An 18213-nucleotide genomic window follows, 5' to 3' on the forward strand; every position below is an offset into this window, starting at 1 on the left:
AAAAACAGTAATTTTATTCTCTGATAATACCTTTTCGCATCACTTATTCGCTTTTCAGCTTACAGGTGTTAGCTATTTCCTCGCAGTCTACCGATTCCTGAACAACAGGAAAAGCCTATTTATCAAAAGTTGAAAAATTTGTGATAAAATAAAAAAACTCACCACCCTTATGCAGTAGTGAGTTTCAAATTAATTATCTGTTACTAAGTTGACTCAACAACGACTTCATCCACTGATGCCCTTTATCTTTCGTTGTAGATTCGTGCCAAATCAAATAACACGGACGACTTACTTGATCCCACGGTAATGAAACCGCCCTTATTGCTAATTGTTCGCTATAGTGCTCAACCAGCCATTTTGGCGCAATTGCAACCAAATAAGTTTGAGAGACAATGTGCAACACACTATTCAAGTCGGTACCCTGATAAACAACCGAACGCAGACGTTCACCTCCATCATAATAGGGAACGCTGAATGAACATATATTATCCAATGATACAACTGCATGATGTTCCTCATACAATTGCTGCTCACTAATACTATTTTCAATTCTTGGATGATGATTAGAAACAGCCAAAACCAACTCATCATTGAATAACGGGTAATGATGAAAATCCATGCGTTCTAGCTGCGTATAGCTAATGACAAACTCAGTTTCCTGGTATCTGAGCTGATGCTCAATATTATCATGTAAATATGATCTAATCGTCACACCCAGATTAGGTGTATTTTGTTTTACCTGTTCAACTATTTTTGCAGCCAGCCTAATATCCAAAGGGCTACAAATTGAAAGACTAAAAACCCTATCACTATTATCAGGTTCAAAACCAACCCCAGGTAACTCATTATATACCAGTTGTAATGCCTGACGGACTGGACCAAATAATTGATGGGCCCTTGCCGTCGGTTGTATTCCACGCCCATAACGTACAAATAATTCGTCATTGAACATTAGCTTCAAACGAGAAACCGCATTACTGACCGCCGGTTGTGACATTCCTAATATCTGTGCCGCACGTGTCACATTCTGCATTTGCATAACTGCATCAAAAACAGTCAGCAGATTGAGATCCACATTACGCAAATGAATTTCATTTGGATCTTTTTTGGTTGCAGTTACTGAGGTGTATTCAGCCATTGTTTAACTCCACTAAACTCATGCAGATGATCCCGGCTAATAACAAAACATCGGAAATACCTTCATTTATTACTCAGATATTACGATGACTATAACTATTAACGAGATCAATTGTCTTAATCATTTCGATAACAAATAATTAAGACTCGTCCTTGTACAAATCTGAATACGCATAGCTAACCAGCGCATCCCCCTATTAGTGTTAAAAATATATAATTTCAATTAGTAGACAATGTAATGCTCATTATTTATTCACAAAAAAGTACAATTATGTTAACAATTTATTCACCCTGCTATTCTGTATATGATGATAAATCAAAGAATGACACAATTCATAATAAAATTACTGACTTATTATTATTAAACAATTTTATCAGAGTTATTATGTTATAGAATTATTTTTTCAAAGATATATAACATAACTTCCTATTTGTATCTATTTTTCCAATGATAAATGATGTTTTTCAGAAAAATACAAATCCACTTCCAGCTCACCAAACGAAAAATACTTAATTTTAATTAATCAGTATAATGCACTATTTTTATATAAATCTTAGCTCATCACGAAAGTCAAACCCAAACAAAAAAGGATAAAATAAAATCTTTTTAAATATAAACAGATCAACACTTCAATTTACCGCCATAAGAAAAGTAAAACCAAGAATCATATGCCTAAATGAATTCTTGACATCACTTTTAAGATAACGTATCAATAAAAGCATACGAATCACGAACACTCATTAATACTACTGAAAGGTTGGATCGATATGATTCACTCAATTTGTCTATTAAACCTACTACTTATCGTATCTGATATGCGCGGTATGCTGGTGGACAGAAAACAGAGTTGATTCAAAACAGAGTTGGTCCAAACCAGACATTCACAAGAACCCGCGCCATGCGCGGGTTTTTTTTACCTGCTGGGCGCAAAAAATAACCACGAGAGGAACGTACATATGAACCAGCAAGTTATTATCTTCGACACCACGTTACGTGATGGAGAACAAGCATTACAAGCCAGCTTATGTGTGAACGAAAAACTCCAAATTGCCTTGGCTCTGGAAAGAATGGGTGTTGATATCATGGAAGTCGGTTTTCCAGTTTCCTCTCCTGGTGATTTTGAATCTGTCCAAACGATCGCTAAACAGATCAAAAACAGCCGTGTTTGTGCCTTGGCGCGTTGTGTAGAAAAAGATATCGATGTGGCCGCAGAAGCATTAAAAGTTGCGGAAGCCTTTCGAATCCACGTGTTCCTGGCCACTTCCAATTTACATATTGAATCCAAGCTGAAAAAAACATTCGAAAATGTTATGGAAATGGCAGCTCAATCAATCAAACGAGCACGTCGTTACACTGATGATGTCGAATTCTCCTGTGAAGATGCGGGCCGTACACCTATTGATAATCTGTGTCGGATCGTTGAAAACGCTATCAAAGCTGGCGCAACGACTATCAATATCCCAGATACTGTCGGTTACACCGTGCCATATCAATTCGGCGGCATCATTACCAATTTGATCGAACGCGTTCCTAATATCGATAAAGCGATATTATCCGTCCATTGCCACGATGATTTGGGGATGTCGGTCGCCAACTCGATCTCAGCAGTACAATCGGGCGCCCGTCAGATAGAAGGGACGATAAACGGTTTGGGTGAACGTGCCGGCAACTGCTCACTGGAAGAAGTCATTATGGCGATTAAAGTTCGTCAGCAAACGTTAGGCGTTTATACCAATATCAACCATCAAGAAATTTACCGCACCAGTCAGTTGGTCAGTCAATTATGCAATATGCCGATCCCCGCGAATAAAGCAGTTGTTGGTAGCAATGCATTTTCCCACTCATCCGGGATTCATCAGGACGGAGTACTGAAAAATCGTGAAACTTACGAGATTATGACACCAGAGTCCATCGGCCTGAAAGAAATTCAATTGAATCTGACTTCCCGATCCGGTCGTGCCGCAGTGAAACACCGTATGGAGGAGATGGGATATCAGGATAAAGATTACGATCTGGATAGCTTATACGAAGCCTTTTTACGCCTGGCAGATAAAAAAGGTCAGGTATTTGACTATGATTTGGAAGCCTTAGCTTTCATGAACCTGCAACAGCAAGAACCCGAATTTTTCCATCTTGATCACTTTAATATCCAATCTGGCTCCAATGTGATGGCAACAGCCGCTGTACGTTTAGTGTGTGGCAAAGAGCTGAAATCAGAAGCTGCCACAGGTAATGGCCCGGTAGATGCGGTTTATCAGGCAATTAGCCGAATAACTGAATACCCAATTGAACTGGTTTCTTATCAGTTATCAGGTAAAGGACACGGGAAAAATGCACTGGGCCAGGTAAATATCGTTGTCGAATGCTTTGGGCGTCGCTTCCACGGCATGGGGTTGGAAACCGATATTGTTGAATCTTCTGCCAAAGCAATGGTTCATGCTCTGAACTGCGTTTGGCGTACAGAGCAAGTTAAGAAAGAGAAACAACGCATACAGCAAAATACAAAGGAAATGGTGTAAACATGTCGAACAATTATCATATTGCAGTTTTACCCGGTGATGGTATTGGCCCCGAAGTTATGGCACAAGCCTATAAGATATTGGATGCAATCCGTAAGCGTTTCAATATCCGCATCACCACCAGCGAATATGATGTGGGGGGGATTGCTATCGATCGCCACGGCTGTCCGCTACCGGCAAAAACCATAGCTGGTTGTGAACAGGCTGATGCCATATTGTTCGGCTCCGTGGGAGGGCCTAAATGGGAACATTTACCACCAACAGAACAACCTGAGCGTGGCGCATTGTTGCCATTACGCAAACATTTCAAACTGTTCAGCAACTTACGCCCTGCTCGCTTATATGCCGGATTAGAAGTATTTTGTCCTTTACGCAGTGATATTGCCGCCAAAGGCTTTGATATTTTATGTGTCCGTGAATTAACCGGCGGTATCTATTTTGGTCAACCCAAAGGACGTGAAGGCCAAGGTAAATACGAACGAGCATTTGATACTGAGATTTATCACCGTTTTGAAATCGAGCGCATTGCCCGTATCGCCTTCGAATCCGCTCGCAAACGTAGTAATAAAGTTACATCTATTGATAAAGCAAATGTGTTGCAGAGTTCCGTATTGTGGCGAGAAGTTGTTACTGAGATTGCAAAAGAGCATCCAGATGTAGAAATCAATCACATGTATATTGATAACGCCACCATGCAGTTAATTAAAGATCCATCTCAGTTTGATGTGATGCTGTGCTCTAATATTTTCGGCGATATCTTATCTGATGAATGCGCCATGATTACCGGTTCAATGGGCATGTTACCTTCCGCCAGCCTGAATGAAAAAGGCTTTGGCCTGTATGAACCCGCAGGTGGTTCTGCTCCAGATATTGCCGGAAAAGGTATTGCTAACCCGATAGCCCAGATCCTGTCTGCCGCCTTACTATTGCGTTACAGCTTAGGTCGCAATGACGCCGCAAATGCGATTGAACAGGCGGTTAACTACGCGCTGGAACAGGGCTATCGCACAACAGATTTAGCCGGAAACGGTAAAGCAATTAGTACTGATGAAATGGGCAGCGCTATCGCCCGTTATATAGCCGAGGGTATTTAACATGGCTAAAACTTTATACCAAAAATTATATGACGCCCATATTGTCCGGGAAGTACCGAATGAAACCCCGTTACTCTATATTGATCGTCATCTGGTTCATGAAGTGACCTCGCCGCAAGCCTTTGATGGTTTGCGCACCAAAGGCCGCCCAGTGCACCAGCCAGGTAAAACGTTCGCAACAATGGATCATAACGTATCCACGCAAACAAAAGATATTAACGCCTGTGGTGACATGGCTCGTATTCAAATGCAGGAGTTGATGAAAAACTGTGCCGAATTCGGTATCACATTATATGATCTCAACCACCCTTATCAGGGGATTGTTCATGTCATCGGACCTGAACAGGGTATAACCCTGCCGGGCATGACGATTGTTTGTGGTGATTCCCATACCGCAACGCATGGGGCATTCGGCTCACTGGCTTTCGGCATTGGCACTTCTGAAGTTGAACATGTACTCGCCACCCAAACCCTGAAACAAGCCCGCGCTAAAACTATGAAAATCGAAGTGATGGGTGGTGTCGGTAATGCTATCACCGCCAAAGATATCGTTCTGGCGATCATCGGCAAAACAGGTAGCGCGGGTGGTACCGGGTATGTGGTGGAATTCTGTGGTAAGGCGATTGAAGCGCTTAGCATGGAAGGCCGTATGACTTTATGTAACATGGCAATTGAAATGGGTGCTAAAGCTGGTTTGGTTGCACCGGATGAAACGACTTTTGCTTATATGAAAGGCCGCCAGTTCTCACCAAAAGGAGAGCTGTGGGAACAAGCTGTTGCTTACTGGAAGACATTGAAATCTGATCCTGACGCACAATATGACACCGTTATTACGATTAATGCAGAAGAGATCTCTCCGCAGGTCACATGGGGAACAAACCCTGGACAGGTGATCGCTATTGATCAAGCCATTCCAGCGCCAGAATCTTTTAGTGATCCTGTCGAACGTGCCTCTGCTGAAAAAGCACTGGCTTATATGGATTTGAAACCCGGTATTAAGCTGACAGATGTGAAGATCGATAAAGTCTTTATCGGCTCTTGCACCAACTCCCGGATTGAAGATTTACGGGCTGCCGCAGCCATCGCACAAGGCCATAAAGTGGCTCCTGGCGTTCAGGCAATCGTTGTTCCCGGATCAGGCCCTGTTCAAGCACAAGCGGAAGCAGAGGGTTTGGATAAAATTTTCATAGAGGCTGGTTTTGAATGGCGCTTACCCGGATGTTCCATGTGTCTGGCAATGAATAACGACCGCCTGCAACCCGGTGAACGCTGCGCTTCTACTAGTAACCGCAACTTTGAAGGGCGCCAGGGACGTGGTGGACGCACCCATTTGGTCAGTCCAGCGATGGCAGCAGCAGCAGCGATTAATGGTCATTTTATCGATATACGCCATCCAGCACAGAAGTCATAAAGGAGAGAATGATGGAAAAGTTTATTCAACATATCGGTTTAGTTGCTCCTTTAGATGCGGCAAACGTCGATACTGATGCCATTATTCCCAAACAATTCTTGCAGAAAGTTACTCGTACAGGATTTGGTCAACATCTGTTTCATGACTGGCGTTTTCTTGATGATGCAGGACAAAAACCTAACCCTGAATTCGTATTAAATCAGCCTTGTTATCAGGGTGCCAGTATCCTTCTGGCTCGTGAAAACTTTGGTTGCGGTTCCTCCCGCGAACATGCGCCTTGGGCACTAACGGATTATGGTTTTAAAGTGGTTATCGCCCCAAGTTTTGCGGATATTTTCTACAGTAACGCTTTCAACAACCAGTTATTGCCAGTAAAACTGAACGATAAAGATGTCAATGAGCTATTTGATTTGGTTCAACAAAACAAAGCTTGTCGTTTTACTGTCGATCTAGAACAACAGAAAGTTCATGCTGGCAATAAAAATTATGATTTTGAAATCGATAGTTTCCGACGTCACTGTATGATGAATGGTCTGGACAGCATCGGCTTGACATTACAACATCTGGACGCCATAACAGCCTACGAGCAGGAACAACCGATTTTTCTGCGTTAATTTTTCCTTTACTGATTCATCCCGTAGTTTTCTACTACGGGATTTTTCTATCGACGTCAAAGGCAAGAACAATCCCACCACGTCTATACTCATGCAGGCAGTCACTTTTCAGCCACATACAATGTCTTAACTAATATTTAATCACTCCATATCACATTTAAAAGAAATTAACAGATAAAATAGCGATAGTGGCTGGACAAATCGCCATCAATGCCAGATGATTACTCGTTTTAAGCTAACATGTAAAAAAGAAGCGGGGAGTACATAATGTACAATAAGAAAAAAAGCCAGTAAGTTTTCTTACTGGCTGGCAAATCACCATTACTCAAGAAAATTGGGGGAGAAGCCAGATTTCGCCTGGCCTATTGAGCTACTTTCAATATGGATAATTATCGTCGCAATATAAGGAAATAAAAATTGATGAATAATACTCTGGAGTTCCTCTTTTATGCCCAGTTCACGCTTACAACAACAATTCATTCGATTATGGCAACACCATCAAGGAAAAGAGGCTGAAACAACATTACAAGAGCTGGCAAATGTACTGCATTGTTCAAAACGCCATATCCGTTCACTGCTCAACAATATGCAGAAAGCGGGTTGGTTACAGTGGCAGGCTGAGTCTGGTCGAGGGAAACGTTCTCAACTGAATTTCTTACGCGATGGATGGGAACTTCAACAACAACGAGCTGAAGAGTTACTCGAGCAACATAACGTTGAGAAGTTGGTCCAACTGGTTGGTGATAAAGATACAGTTCGTCATATGGTACTCTCCCAGATTGAACGCCGTTTCCGTCAGGGGAAAAACTTACTGCGGATACTCTATTATCGCCCCTTTCCTAATCTTCTACCCGGCTCACCGTTACGCCGTTCTGAAATTCATCTGGTCAGGCAGATATTTAATAGCTTAACCCGCATAAATGAGGAAAATGGGGAACCAGAAGCTGACTTAGCTCATCATTGGCAACAATTATCCTCAAATCATTGGCGATTTTATCTACGGCCGGCCATCCATTTTCACCACGGCAGAGAATTACAGATGGCGGATGTCATTGCTTCGCTACAAAGATTACGCAACCTACCCCTTTTTTCTCATATTGAAAAAGTCACCACACCCACACCCTATGTGATTGATATTTTTCTTTCAGAACCCGATCTCTGGCTCCCTTTATTAATCGGCAGCCCACATGCCATGATCTTGCCTCAAGAGTGGCAAAAGTTACCGAACTTCTCTCGTATGCCAGTGGGAACCGGTCCTTACCAGGTCATAAAAAACAGCGCTCAGAAACTACAAATTCGTGCCTTCGATAATTACTTTGGCTTTCGGGCGCTGATTGATCAAGTGAACATATGGTTTCTACCGGAACTCGCCGAGAAACTGGTTTGTACAACTCTGCATCTGGAAAGTGACAGCACGGATAATAACTCGTTAGATAGCAGGATAGAAGAAGGCTGTTATTTCCTACTACACGACCATCGTTCAACTAAATGTAAGAGAGAAGAGGTTCGCCAATGGCTATGCAGCCTGCTAACACCGATCAATCTACTAGCGCACTGTGACCCCTTTTATCAACGCCACTGGTCACCCGCTTATGGTTTATTACTACGCTGGCATCACAGTAAGCTGATATCTGAATTGAACAAACCAGAGGATATTACCCATCTGACCGTCACGCTTTGCCATCAACATCACGAATACCACACAATCAGCCAGATCCTTCAAGCCATACTGACCAAGTGCGGCGTCGAATTGAAAATCAACATCGTGGATTATGACACATGGTTCAATGGCAACACCGAAAGTGACCTCTGGCTTGCTACCGCCAACTTTTATAATCCTCTGGAGTTTTCGCTGTTCGCTACGCTGTACGAGATGCCATTATTGAAAAAGTGCCTTGGTAATGATTTAAGTAAAGAAGTATCACAATGGCGACAACAAGAGTTATCGCTTGAAGAGTGGTGTGAAAAAATAATTGATGAACATTGGCTGCATCCACTGTTCCACCACTGGCTTGAGTTACAGGGACAGAGAAGTATGCGGGGAGTCAAAATGAACACCTTTGGTTGGTTTGATTTCAAATCTGCCTGGTTCAACCCATCTGAAGGGTAATTCACAGAAAAGGCCAGAGTTATGAACATACACAGGTGTACAAACTCGCTTTTATTCACTTTTTCTGTGGATATCTATGTGAAAAAGGCAGGGGTAATTCAGGTATAGCTTTATATTATGAATTATCAATTTATAGACAAAAAATGAAATAGTATTTATTTTTCATTGAAATAGCAGCTATTTACCTCGTTATTTCTAACGTCAGTCACGGCTATAATGGACAACGTTAGTTGATGAGAACAAAAAACAACCAAACATCATGTTATCCACAAGTTATTCTTTTTAGTTAAGCAAAAAACAGCGGTTTTTGTAGAAAAAAGTGTTAGTCAAACCTGTAAATCAAACCAGTGATCTCATTTTTGTCTACTTATCCCATAAAACTGTGGATAACATGGTGTAAGATCCTGTTCATTATTACCGGCAATAGGTGAACAAGAACGGCTGTCAATTTTACAACATTTGAAACAGCAATAAAAAATGTTTGTATATCATGCTATTATCACTTGTTAGCTATTGTATGAACCTCAAATTTATTATTCACAGAAACTAAGGCTGTTTTTTGACCTAAAAAACGGATATCCCAAATGAGCACTCTTTTTTCCCCTCCACCACCACCAGACAACGAGCAACAATTGCTTGAATGCGCCCACCTTCTGGCTGGCTTATCAATGGGAGAACTCGCGGCAAAAGCAAATTTACCTATCCCGCCCAATCTGAAACGAGATAAAGGCTGGGTGGGCATGTTGCTAGAATATTACCTCGGTGCGAGTGCCGGCAGTAAGCCGGAGCAAGATTTCGAACATATCGGTATTGAGCTTAAAACCATCCCCGTGGACAGAAGAGGTTATCCACTGGAGACAACATTTGTCTGCGTTGCACCATTAACAGGGAACAGTGGTATTACCTGGGAAAGTTGTCATGTCAGACGCAAATTATCGCGAGTGCTATGGATACCTGTTGAAGGCGAACGGGAAATTCCTTTAGCCAAACGCCGAGTTGGTTCCCCTTTATTGTGGAGTCCCAATCAACAAGAGGAAGAGTTACTGCGTCGTGACTGGGAAGAATTGATGGATTTCATCGTGCTTGGCAAAGTAGAGAGCGTTACCGCCCGTCATGGCGAAGTATTACAGTTACGTCCAAAAGCGGCTAACAGTAAAGCATTAACCGAAGCAATAGGAGTACACGGCCAGCCTATTATGACTCTACCTCGCGGGTTCTATCTGAGGAAAAATTTCACGGCTCCTCTATTGGCCCGTCATTTCTTAATTTAGCGTTAGCTCTGACTGATTTTTACATTGGCATACTTACCTTACACCTAATCGCGCGTATAATTGGATTTTTACCTTAAGGTTTTAATAAGCAATGTTAGAATGGATTGCTGATCCCCAGGCTTGGATGGCACTTGCCACCCTGACAGTTCTAGAAATCGTTTTAGGAATTGATAATATTATCTTTTTGTCACTTGTTGTGGCAAAACTCCCTAGCCATCAACAAAATAAAGCACGTAAGATCGGACTAATGGGAGCAATGCTAATGCGCTTGGCGCTGTTAGCATCTATTGCCTGGGTTATTCGACTGACCTACCCGATATTGACAGTTTTTGAGCATGATGTCTCTGCCCGTGATTTAATCCTATTCTTCGGTGGTCTGTTCCTGATCTGGAAAGCCAGCAAAGAAATCCACGAAGCTATCGAAGGTGACAATGAAGGAGAGCTAAAACGTCCTGTTCACTCTTTCTTGGGAGCCATCATCCAGATTATGTTGCTGGATATTATTTTCAGCCTGGATTCAGTCATCACCGCTGTTGGTCTGTCCGATCACCTATTCATTATGATGGCAGCCGTTATCATAGCGGTCGGTGTTATGATGCTAGCCGCTCGTCCTATCGGCGAATTCGTTGACCGTCACCCCTCAGTCAAAATGCTGGCGCTGTCGTTCTTAATCCTTGTGGGCTTTACCCTTATTCTGGAAAGCGTACAAGTGCATATACCTAAAGGTTACATCTATTTCGCTATGTTCTTCTCAATAGCAGTAGAAACACTGAATCTCATGCGTGGGAAAAAGAAAAGAAATTAGATATAGCGCTACAATAACGCTAAGAAAATATCATTCTTTGATTTAAAAAGTATGCTACTAGTAGATACCCAGTTCAACACTGCGGCATCTCAATTCTATGCAGCAAAAAATTGCCGGTTATTTCGGCATTTTTTGTTATACTTAGCTAATCTAGCCAAGTATGAGGGCTTTATTATGACTATCCAAGCAAATATGCATGAAGCTAAAAGTAACTTAAGCCAACTAGCTGACAAAGCTGTCAGTGGTGAAGTTATCATCATAGCCAAAGCTGGCAAGCCTTATGTCCAGATTGTACCAATAACCCAACAAAATAGAGTTCCTGGAGGATTCGAAGATCTTATTACCATAGGAGAAGATTTTTTTGATGCAGATCGGGAAATTCAGTTCATGTTTGAAGGTGACAAGTGAAACGTTTGTTGCTTGATACACATGTTTTTATCTGGTGGCTCACCAATAATTCAAAACTGGGGCCAATTACTCGGAATATTTTGTCCAAAGGGGCAAACATTGTTCATGTTAGCGCGGTTACGCCTTGGGAAATATCTATTAAACGCTCCATCGGTAAACTGGACTTCAGAGCCGACTTTGAAATTGCTATGGAGAAGAATAACTTCTTTCCACTACCTATATCCCATTCCCATGCTGAGTACGCAGGGGACTTACCACGCTATCATAGTGATCCTTTTGATAGGATGCTAATTGTTCAATCTCAGATGGAAGGACTGACATTGATTTCAGCCGATAGTATTTTCTCTCAATATGATATTCGGTTAATTGATGCTCGCATGTAAAAAATGACAAAGAGAATCCAGAAAAGCATATAAAGGTTACATCAATCAAAATAGCCGAGTTTCAAGGGGATAGCGCCACAACTCAGCACGAGCTTATCTCACTATCCCCTAAGGCTATATTAAGACTACGTGCTCTTTAGCGCTTCTTAGACGCCTGTAAATAGAGCATCTCCAGTGCAATAGTCGCACCTGCCAGAGCCGTAATTTCAGACTGATCATACGCTGGAGCGACTTCCACCACATCCATACCGACAATATTTAGCGGTTGCAAACCACGCAGTAATTTCAGTGCTCGATCGGTTGTCAAACCACCAATGACGGGTGTACCCGTACCTGGTGCAAAAGCCGGATCAAGACAATCGATATCGAAAGTCAGGTAAACCGGCATATCACCAACCGTCTCTTTTATCTGAGCAAGCAAATCATCCACACTACGATCATTAACCTGATCAGCATCCAGCACCGTAAAACCATTGTCCCGTCCATGTTCAGTACGAATACCAATTTGTACTGAATGATACGGGTCGATCAACCCTTCATTTGGCGCATGATAGAACATGGTGCCGTGATCAAATTGACTGCCATTTGGATAGGTATCAGCATGAGCATCAAAATGAACCAGAGCCATTTTGCCGAAATGTTTGGCATGAGCGCGCAGCAAAGGCAAAGTAATAAAGTGGTCGCCACCAAAAGAGAGCATACGCTTACCGGAAGCCAGCACTTTTTCAGCATGAGCTTGCAACTTATCACTCATATCCTGAGCATCACCAAAGTTGAAGACTAAATCACCACAATCCACAACGTTAAGACAATTGCGTAATTTAAAATCCCACGGCCAACGGCGGCTTTCCCATGCCAAGTTGGTAGAAACCTGACGAATAGCCGCAGGCCCGTGGCGGCTACCTGCACGACCTGATGTTGCCATATCAAATGGCACCCCGGTAATTACCCACTCTGCATCGCTAGAATATGGCTGGAAATTCAACGGAAAGCGCAGGAAACCGAAGGCATTTGAAACCAAAGAGTCATCTTGTTGGTTGCCCAAGGTACTTATTGTCATGAGATATATCCTCAAAAGTTTCCTGACAGGACAAAGTTACTTAATACCAGAATACCCATGCCATGACGAAATGGGGTATTTCTGAGATAACCCCATTTTTCTGCATTCTGTATCTGGTTTATATAAATAACATTATCTGTATACAGGAGGCTTAATTAACACCAGAAGATTATTCATCTTCCAGATATGTGTAGCCATAAAGACCACTTTCAAATTCCAGTAAAAATTGCTCTTGCAAACCTGTATCCAAATCCGTGCTTTTTACTTGATCACGGAAACGAGCCATCAGTACGTTAGGGTCCAGTTTCACATATTGCAGCATATCAGCGACTGAATCCCCCTCTTCACTTTGGTTATAGGTCACTTCGCCATTATCGAATACATAAACATCAATAGCCGCTGTATCGCCAAACAGGTTATGCATATTGCCAAGAATTTCCTGATATGCTCCCACCATAAAGAAACCAATCATTGGCGGGCAATCAGGATCATAAGCAGGCATCGGCATTGTCGCTGCTACACCATCACCATCCACATAATGATCAATAATACCATCGGAGTCACAGGTGATATCTAACAATACCGCACGGCGATCCAACGGCTTATCCAGCCCTTCAATGGGTAACACAGGAAACAACTGATCAATGCCCCATGCATCAGGCATAGACTGAAACAGTGAAAAATTCACATAGAATTTGTCTGCCATACGCTCTTGCAGCTCATCAATAATTGGCCGGTGAGCACGGTTGCTTGGATCAAGATCCTGTTGAATACGGCGACAGATATTCAGATATAACTCTTCCGCCCACGCCCGCTCCTTTAAATCCAACATGCCATGAGCATATTGTGTATGAACATCATGCAGATCGAGCTGACCATCATGCAGAGATTCACGTAAAGAGCGCCTATTTCCTTCCGAGTGCATCTCCTGCCATGTTTCCCACAAACTGGCGAGTGGGCGGGAAGCATCCTCTGCCGGTGGCGTCGTCTGCGTAAATTCATTACGCTCAACCCCGATAACATTGGAGACCAAGACGGTATGATGAGCGGTCAGGGCGCGACCAGATTCGGTAATAACTGTTGGATGGGGTAAACCATGCTCATCACAAGCATCACCAATACCCCAAATGACATTGTTGGCATATTCATTCAACCCATAGTTCACAGAACAATCAGATTGAGAACGAGTCCCTTCATAATCGACACCCAATCCACCACCAACATCAAAACATTGAATATTGACACCTAGTTTATGTAACTCGACATAAAAACGCGCTGATTCACGGACGCCTGTTGCAATATCACGGATATTCGCCAACTGCGAGCCAAGGTGAAAATGCAATAATTGCAGACTATCAAGTCGATCCACTGCGCGCAAAGTCTCAACCAACTGCAACACCTGAGTCGCCGCCAAACCAAACTTCGATTTTTCACCGCCACTGGCCTGCCATTTGCCTGACCCCTGAGATGCCAAACGTGCACGGACTCCCAAGCGAGGGATCACATTCAATCGTTCAGCTTCTTCCAATACCTGGGCAATCTCAGACATTTTTTCGATCACCAAATAAACCTTGTGACCTAACTTTTCACCTATCAGCGCCAGACGAATATATTCACGATCTTTATATCCATTACACACGATAACGGTACGAGTCATGCCCGCATGCGCTAGCACCGCCATTAGCTCGGCTTTGGAGCCAGCCTCAAGCCCTAAAGGTTCGCCGGAACTGGCCAGTGCTTCAATAACGCGGCGTTGTTGGTTAACTTTAATGGGATAAACTAAAAAGTAATCGCCTTTATAACCATATGACTCTCTAGCACGTTTAAATGCAGCGTTGATTGAACGCAAACGATGTTGCAGGATTTGAGGGAAACAAAATAGCGCCGGCAAGCGCAAATTTTTCTGCTCCTGCTGAACTCTTTTCACCAATTCCGCGAGATCAATTCTTGCCCCCGGCAAATCAGGATTTGGACACACACTAACATTGCCAAGATCATTGACGTAGTAGTAACTCCCTCCCCAATATGCAATATTATAAGTCTGTTGCATTTTACGAGCGATATTATCATTCATGGCAGTCTCCTTAAGGGAGTTAGAGTTTTTCGCCTTCGCCTGTAATTAATAAATAACCCAAAACGCTATACTCTCGCGTGTTGAGAAATATCAGGGAAGAGCATGTTCTCAGGTTATAAATAAGCGTTTAGTTACTACTAAACAATGATAAAATTACCGAGTGACAACACGCCTGTTCGACATACCCGGCCTATTTGCTGGCAACAGATAACATCGAATTAAAGACATATTGAAAAGAAAGGAAAAAGACGCGGATACATCCGACGCCAAGTGTGGCTGTTGGCCATTTGCAATCAGCAGATAATGGTTCATTACCCCATTCACCCCCACACATGACTCATATTTAAGGAGCCATTTCTCGATTGAGAAACAGAAGCTATTTAGCTTTCTGCGAGTCTGTAGCACAAATCATTCAACTACGGCCGCTGTTTATACTCGCAATTACACAAAATTGCAAAATGAAATTGAACAAAACTGACTATAAACCAAGAAATTATTCATTAAACCAAGAAATTATTCATTCACTCGATGAAAATTACTCACTGAACTAAAAAAATCTAGCACATGGATAAGAATTACCCTAGAATAGCCATCTAGATGTTAATCCATCCATTTCCAAACTGAAATTATACTTTAAGGTAACGTTATATAATGACCACATACCTTTTCACTTCCGAATCTGTTTCCGAAGGGCATCCTGATAAAATTGCAGACCAAATATCTGATGCCGTTCTTGATGCTATCCTGGAACAAGATCCAAAAGCACGAGTTGCCTGCGAAACCTATGTTAAAACCGGCATGGTCATGGTTGGTGGTGAAATTACTACCAGCGCTTGGGTTGATATTGAAGAAATTACGCGACAAACAGTTCGAGAGATTGGTTATGTTAATTCTGAAATGGGTTTTGATGCGAACTCATGCGCAGTATTAAGCGCCATTGGTAAACAGTCACCGGATATTAACCAAGGTGTTGACCGTGAAGATCCCCTGCAACAAGGTGCTGGCGACCAAGGGCTAATGTTTGGTTATGCAACCAACGAAACTGATGTCCTCATGCCTGCGCCTATCACCTATGCTCACCGCCTGGTTCAACGTCAAGCCGAAGTTCGAAAAAATGGTGTACTGCCTTGGTTACGTCCCGATGCTAAAAGCCAAGTCACGTTCCAATACAATAACGACAAAATTGTCGGCGTTGACGCAGTTGTACTTTCCACACAGCATGCTGAAAATATTAGCCAGAAAGATCTGCAAGAAGCCGTCATGGAAGAGATCATCAAGCCGGTTCTACCTGCTGAATGGTTAAATCCAACAACCAAATATTTCATTAACCCAACCGGTCGTTTTGTCATTGGTGGCCCGATGGGTGATTGTGGTCTGACTGGCCGTAAAATTATCGTAGATACTTACGGTGGTATGGCACGTCATGGTGGTGGAGCATTCTCTGGTAAAGATCCATCCAAAGTTGACCGTTCAGCGGCTTATGCAGCACGCTATGTAGCAAAAAATATTGTCGCTGCCGGCCTGGCTGATCGTTGTGAAATTCAAGTTTCTTACGCTATCGGCGTTGCAGAACCCACGTCCATCATGGTGGAAACATTCGGTACCGAAAAAGTTTCAACCGCAACTCTGACTCTGCTGGTACGTGAATTCTTTGATCTACGTCCTTATGGTTTGATTCAGATGCTGGATCTATTACACCCAATCTATCGTGATACTGCGGCTTATGGTCATTTTGGTCGTCCACAGTTCCCGTGGGAAGCCACTGATAAAGCAGAAGCACTGCGTGACGCTGCGGGTTTGAAGCTATCAGCGATGAATATGTAAAAATATAAATACGAAAAGCCCGTTTGGATAACTAAACCGGGCTTTTTTAACATTAGCTGACGACCGAAGGAGCCCTAAAAATATTACTATCGGTTGTTCAAGGATTTTTAATAAAATTCACCAATCCTTACCTATTTATTTTCAACACATGAAATCAGCTAGCGTTCCAATTTCCCTACAACAAGCCGTTATGAATACTTTGCGGCAAAAACTGCGACAGGCAAACTCATATCTCAACCGTGATTTCCCTGAACCTACAATAAATTATCACCAGCGGGGAACCACCGCGGGCAGCGCCTATATAAAAAATTGGGAAATCCGCCTGAATCCCGTGTTACTGATTGAAAACCAACAAGCTTTTATTGATGAAGTTGTGCCTCACGAATTAGCTCATCTATTGATTTATCGCTACTTTGGGAAAGTACCTCCACATGGGAAACAGTGGCGTTGGATGATGGAAGAAGTACTAAACATTCCAGCTAACCGTACACACAAATTTAAAATCGACTCAGTACGCAGTCAAACTTTTACTTATTATTGTAGTTGCCAGCAACATGAACTAACCCTGCGACGCCATAATAAAATTCTGCGAGGAGAGAGTCATTATATCTGCCAAAAATGTGGGAAAAAGCTTATTGCTAAATCAATAGATTCTTTCAATCCTAACTTATAAAGATTTATAACAATAAAAATGTGATTTAATTATTCCAGTATTTGAATATAAATTACGTTAACAATAATATATGAATCAACATTCTATTCTATCAACAGACTCTCCCAAAGTTCCTAATTTTAAACAAAGCAAGAAGTTTTCTTGAGTAAAATTAAAATATCCAGATAATAAAAAGAAAATTAAGGCAATAATTAATTTTAAAGTTAACCAGATACAGGCCCTGAATAGGGAAAAAAGAAAATTCATGACAATTGAAAAATAGTCTTAACGTAAAAATCCGTTTACCTGGCTCTCCTAATATCATTGTTATACCAAGTTCATATCTATCTGATAAAGAATAAATTAACCACCTTTTACATCTTACAATATATTAACATTTACTTACCAACAGAACTGCTCTCCAAATTATATACAACCTTTGGATTATTCCATTTGCTATTCTTGATCATTTCAGCATAATATTGAGACGCATGTTTGATTGTAAAAAAATAATTATCAACCAAAATCATTTTTCCATTATAGTCGTTATTAATAGCTGAAATATAAATTCTCTTGACCATAACACTGTTACCCTTTTTCGCTGCACGCTTACGCATCAAGTATAAATTAAATGGTCTGAGTCCAGTAAAATACAGGACTCGGACCTTAATGAAAGCGTGATTTGAATTGTCTGATTTTGGGGAGCAATTCACAAGGCCGAGGTAGTTTTGGCTGTCATATTTTTCAAACAAATATTAATTATAAAAAATTCACCTACTCCCACTGAATATTGTTTATAAAATAGTTTAATTTTAACCATTATTTAATAAATGTCCTTTTAACTCGAATA

At 41.9% G+C, this 18213-nt stretch carries 14 protein-coding genes; 11 read left to right on the plus strand and 3 right to left on the minus strand.

The features are described 5' to 3' along the window. Nucleotides 1–193: 193 nt before the first annotated feature. Complete coding sequence (gene leuO, locus C6H66_RS18030) at nt 194–1138, minus strand: transcriptional regulator LeuO (RefSeq protein WP_036777467.1); 945 nt, start codon at nt 1136–1138, stop codon at nt 194–196. Between the two features lie 956 nt (nt 1139–2094). Between leuO and leuA the strand changes: the two genes are divergently transcribed. From leuA to C6H66_RS18075, 9 genes are all read left to right on the plus strand, one after another. Then, nucleotides 2095–3657 (plus strand): 2-isopropylmalate synthase, encoded by a 1563-nt coding sequence (gene leuA / locus C6H66_RS18035; protein ID WP_036777464.1) that lies wholly within the window; start codon nt 2095–2097, stop codon nt 3655–3657. Nucleotides 3658–3659: 2 nt separating this feature from the next. Then, on the plus strand, nt 3660–4751 hold the full coding sequence (leuB, locus tag C6H66_RS18040; protein WP_105396290.1) for a 3-isopropylmalate dehydrogenase: 1092 nt from the start codon (nt 3660–3662) through the stop codon (nt 4749–4751). A 1-nt stretch (nt 4752) separates the two neighbouring features. Beyond that, nucleotides 4753–6162, plus strand: coding sequence for a 3-isopropylmalate dehydratase large subunit (leuC, locus tag C6H66_RS18045; RefSeq protein WP_046397112.1), 1410 nt, complete (start codon nt 4753–4755; stop codon nt 6160–6162). Nucleotides 6163–6170: 8 nt separating this feature from the next. Beyond that, the gene (gene leuD, locus C6H66_RS18050) at nt 6171–6776 is read left to right on the plus strand and encodes a 3-isopropylmalate dehydratase small subunit (RefSeq protein ID WP_105396291.1); all 606 of its coding nucleotides are present in this window, start codon (nt 6171–6173) and stop codon (nt 6774–6776) included. A 448-nt stretch (nt 6777–7224) separates the two neighbouring features. Further along, nucleotides 7225–8886: an HTH-type transcriptional regulator SgrR gene (sgrR, locus tag C6H66_RS18055; RefSeq protein ID WP_046397114.1), complete on the plus strand. Its 1662-nt coding sequence runs from the start codon at nt 7225–7227 to the stop codon at nt 8884–8886. A gap of 584 nt (nt 8887–9470) precedes the next feature. After that, on the plus strand, nt 9471–10157 hold the full coding sequence (gene mutH / locus C6H66_RS18060; protein WP_105396292.1) for a DNA mismatch repair endonuclease MutH: 687 nt from the start codon (nt 9471–9473) through the stop codon (nt 10155–10157). A 91-nt stretch (nt 10158–10248) separates the two neighbouring features. Next, on the plus strand, nt 10249–10962 hold the full coding sequence (locus C6H66_RS18065; RefSeq protein ID WP_105396293.1) for a TerC family protein: 714 nt from the start codon (nt 10249–10251) through the stop codon (nt 10960–10962). A 174-nt stretch (nt 10963–11136) separates the two neighbouring features. Beyond that, nucleotides 11137–11370, plus strand: coding sequence for a type II toxin-antitoxin system Phd/YefM family antitoxin (locus tag C6H66_RS18070; RefSeq protein ID WP_088776098.1), 234 nt, complete (start codon nt 11137–11139; stop codon nt 11368–11370). Beyond that, nucleotides 11367–11753 carry a type II toxin-antitoxin system VapC family toxin gene (locus C6H66_RS18075; protein WP_046397117.1) on the plus strand — a complete coding sequence of 129 codons (387 nt, stop codon included), beginning with the start codon at nt 11367–11369 and terminating at the stop codon, nt 11751–11753. The genes C6H66_RS18070 and C6H66_RS18075 overlap by 4 nt, the downstream gene beginning before the upstream one ends. A 136-nt stretch (nt 11754–11889) precedes the next feature. Here the strand turns inward: C6H66_RS18075 and speB are convergent, their stop codons facing one another. Next, entirely contained in the window at nt 11890–12813 is a 924-nt protein-coding gene (gene speB, locus C6H66_RS18080; protein ID WP_046397118.1) for an agmatinase, read from the minus strand. Nucleotides 12814–12982: 169 nt separating this feature from the next. Then, entirely contained in the window at nt 12983–14887 is a 1905-nt protein-coding gene (gene speA, locus C6H66_RS18085; protein WP_036810887.1) for a biosynthetic arginine decarboxylase, read from the minus strand. Nucleotides 14888–15538: 651 nt separating this feature from the next. Between speA and metK the strand changes: the two genes are divergently transcribed. After that, entirely contained in the window at nt 15539–16711 is a 1173-nt protein-coding gene (gene metK / locus C6H66_RS18090) for a methionine adenosyltransferase (RefSeq protein WP_036810890.1), read from the plus strand. Between the two features lie 148 nt (nt 16712–16859). Continuing rightward, nucleotides 16860–17384, plus strand: a complete 525-nt coding sequence (locus tag C6H66_RS18095) for a SprT family zinc-dependent metalloprotease (protein WP_105396294.1) — start codon at nt 16860–16862, stop codon at nt 17382–17384. The last annotated feature ends 829 nt before the right edge of the window (nt 17385–18213 follow it).

This window comes from Photorhabdus hindustanensis (genome assembly GCF_002968995.1).
Classification (GTDB): domain Bacteria; phylum Pseudomonadota; class Gammaproteobacteria; order Enterobacterales; family Enterobacteriaceae; genus Photorhabdus; species Photorhabdus akhurstii.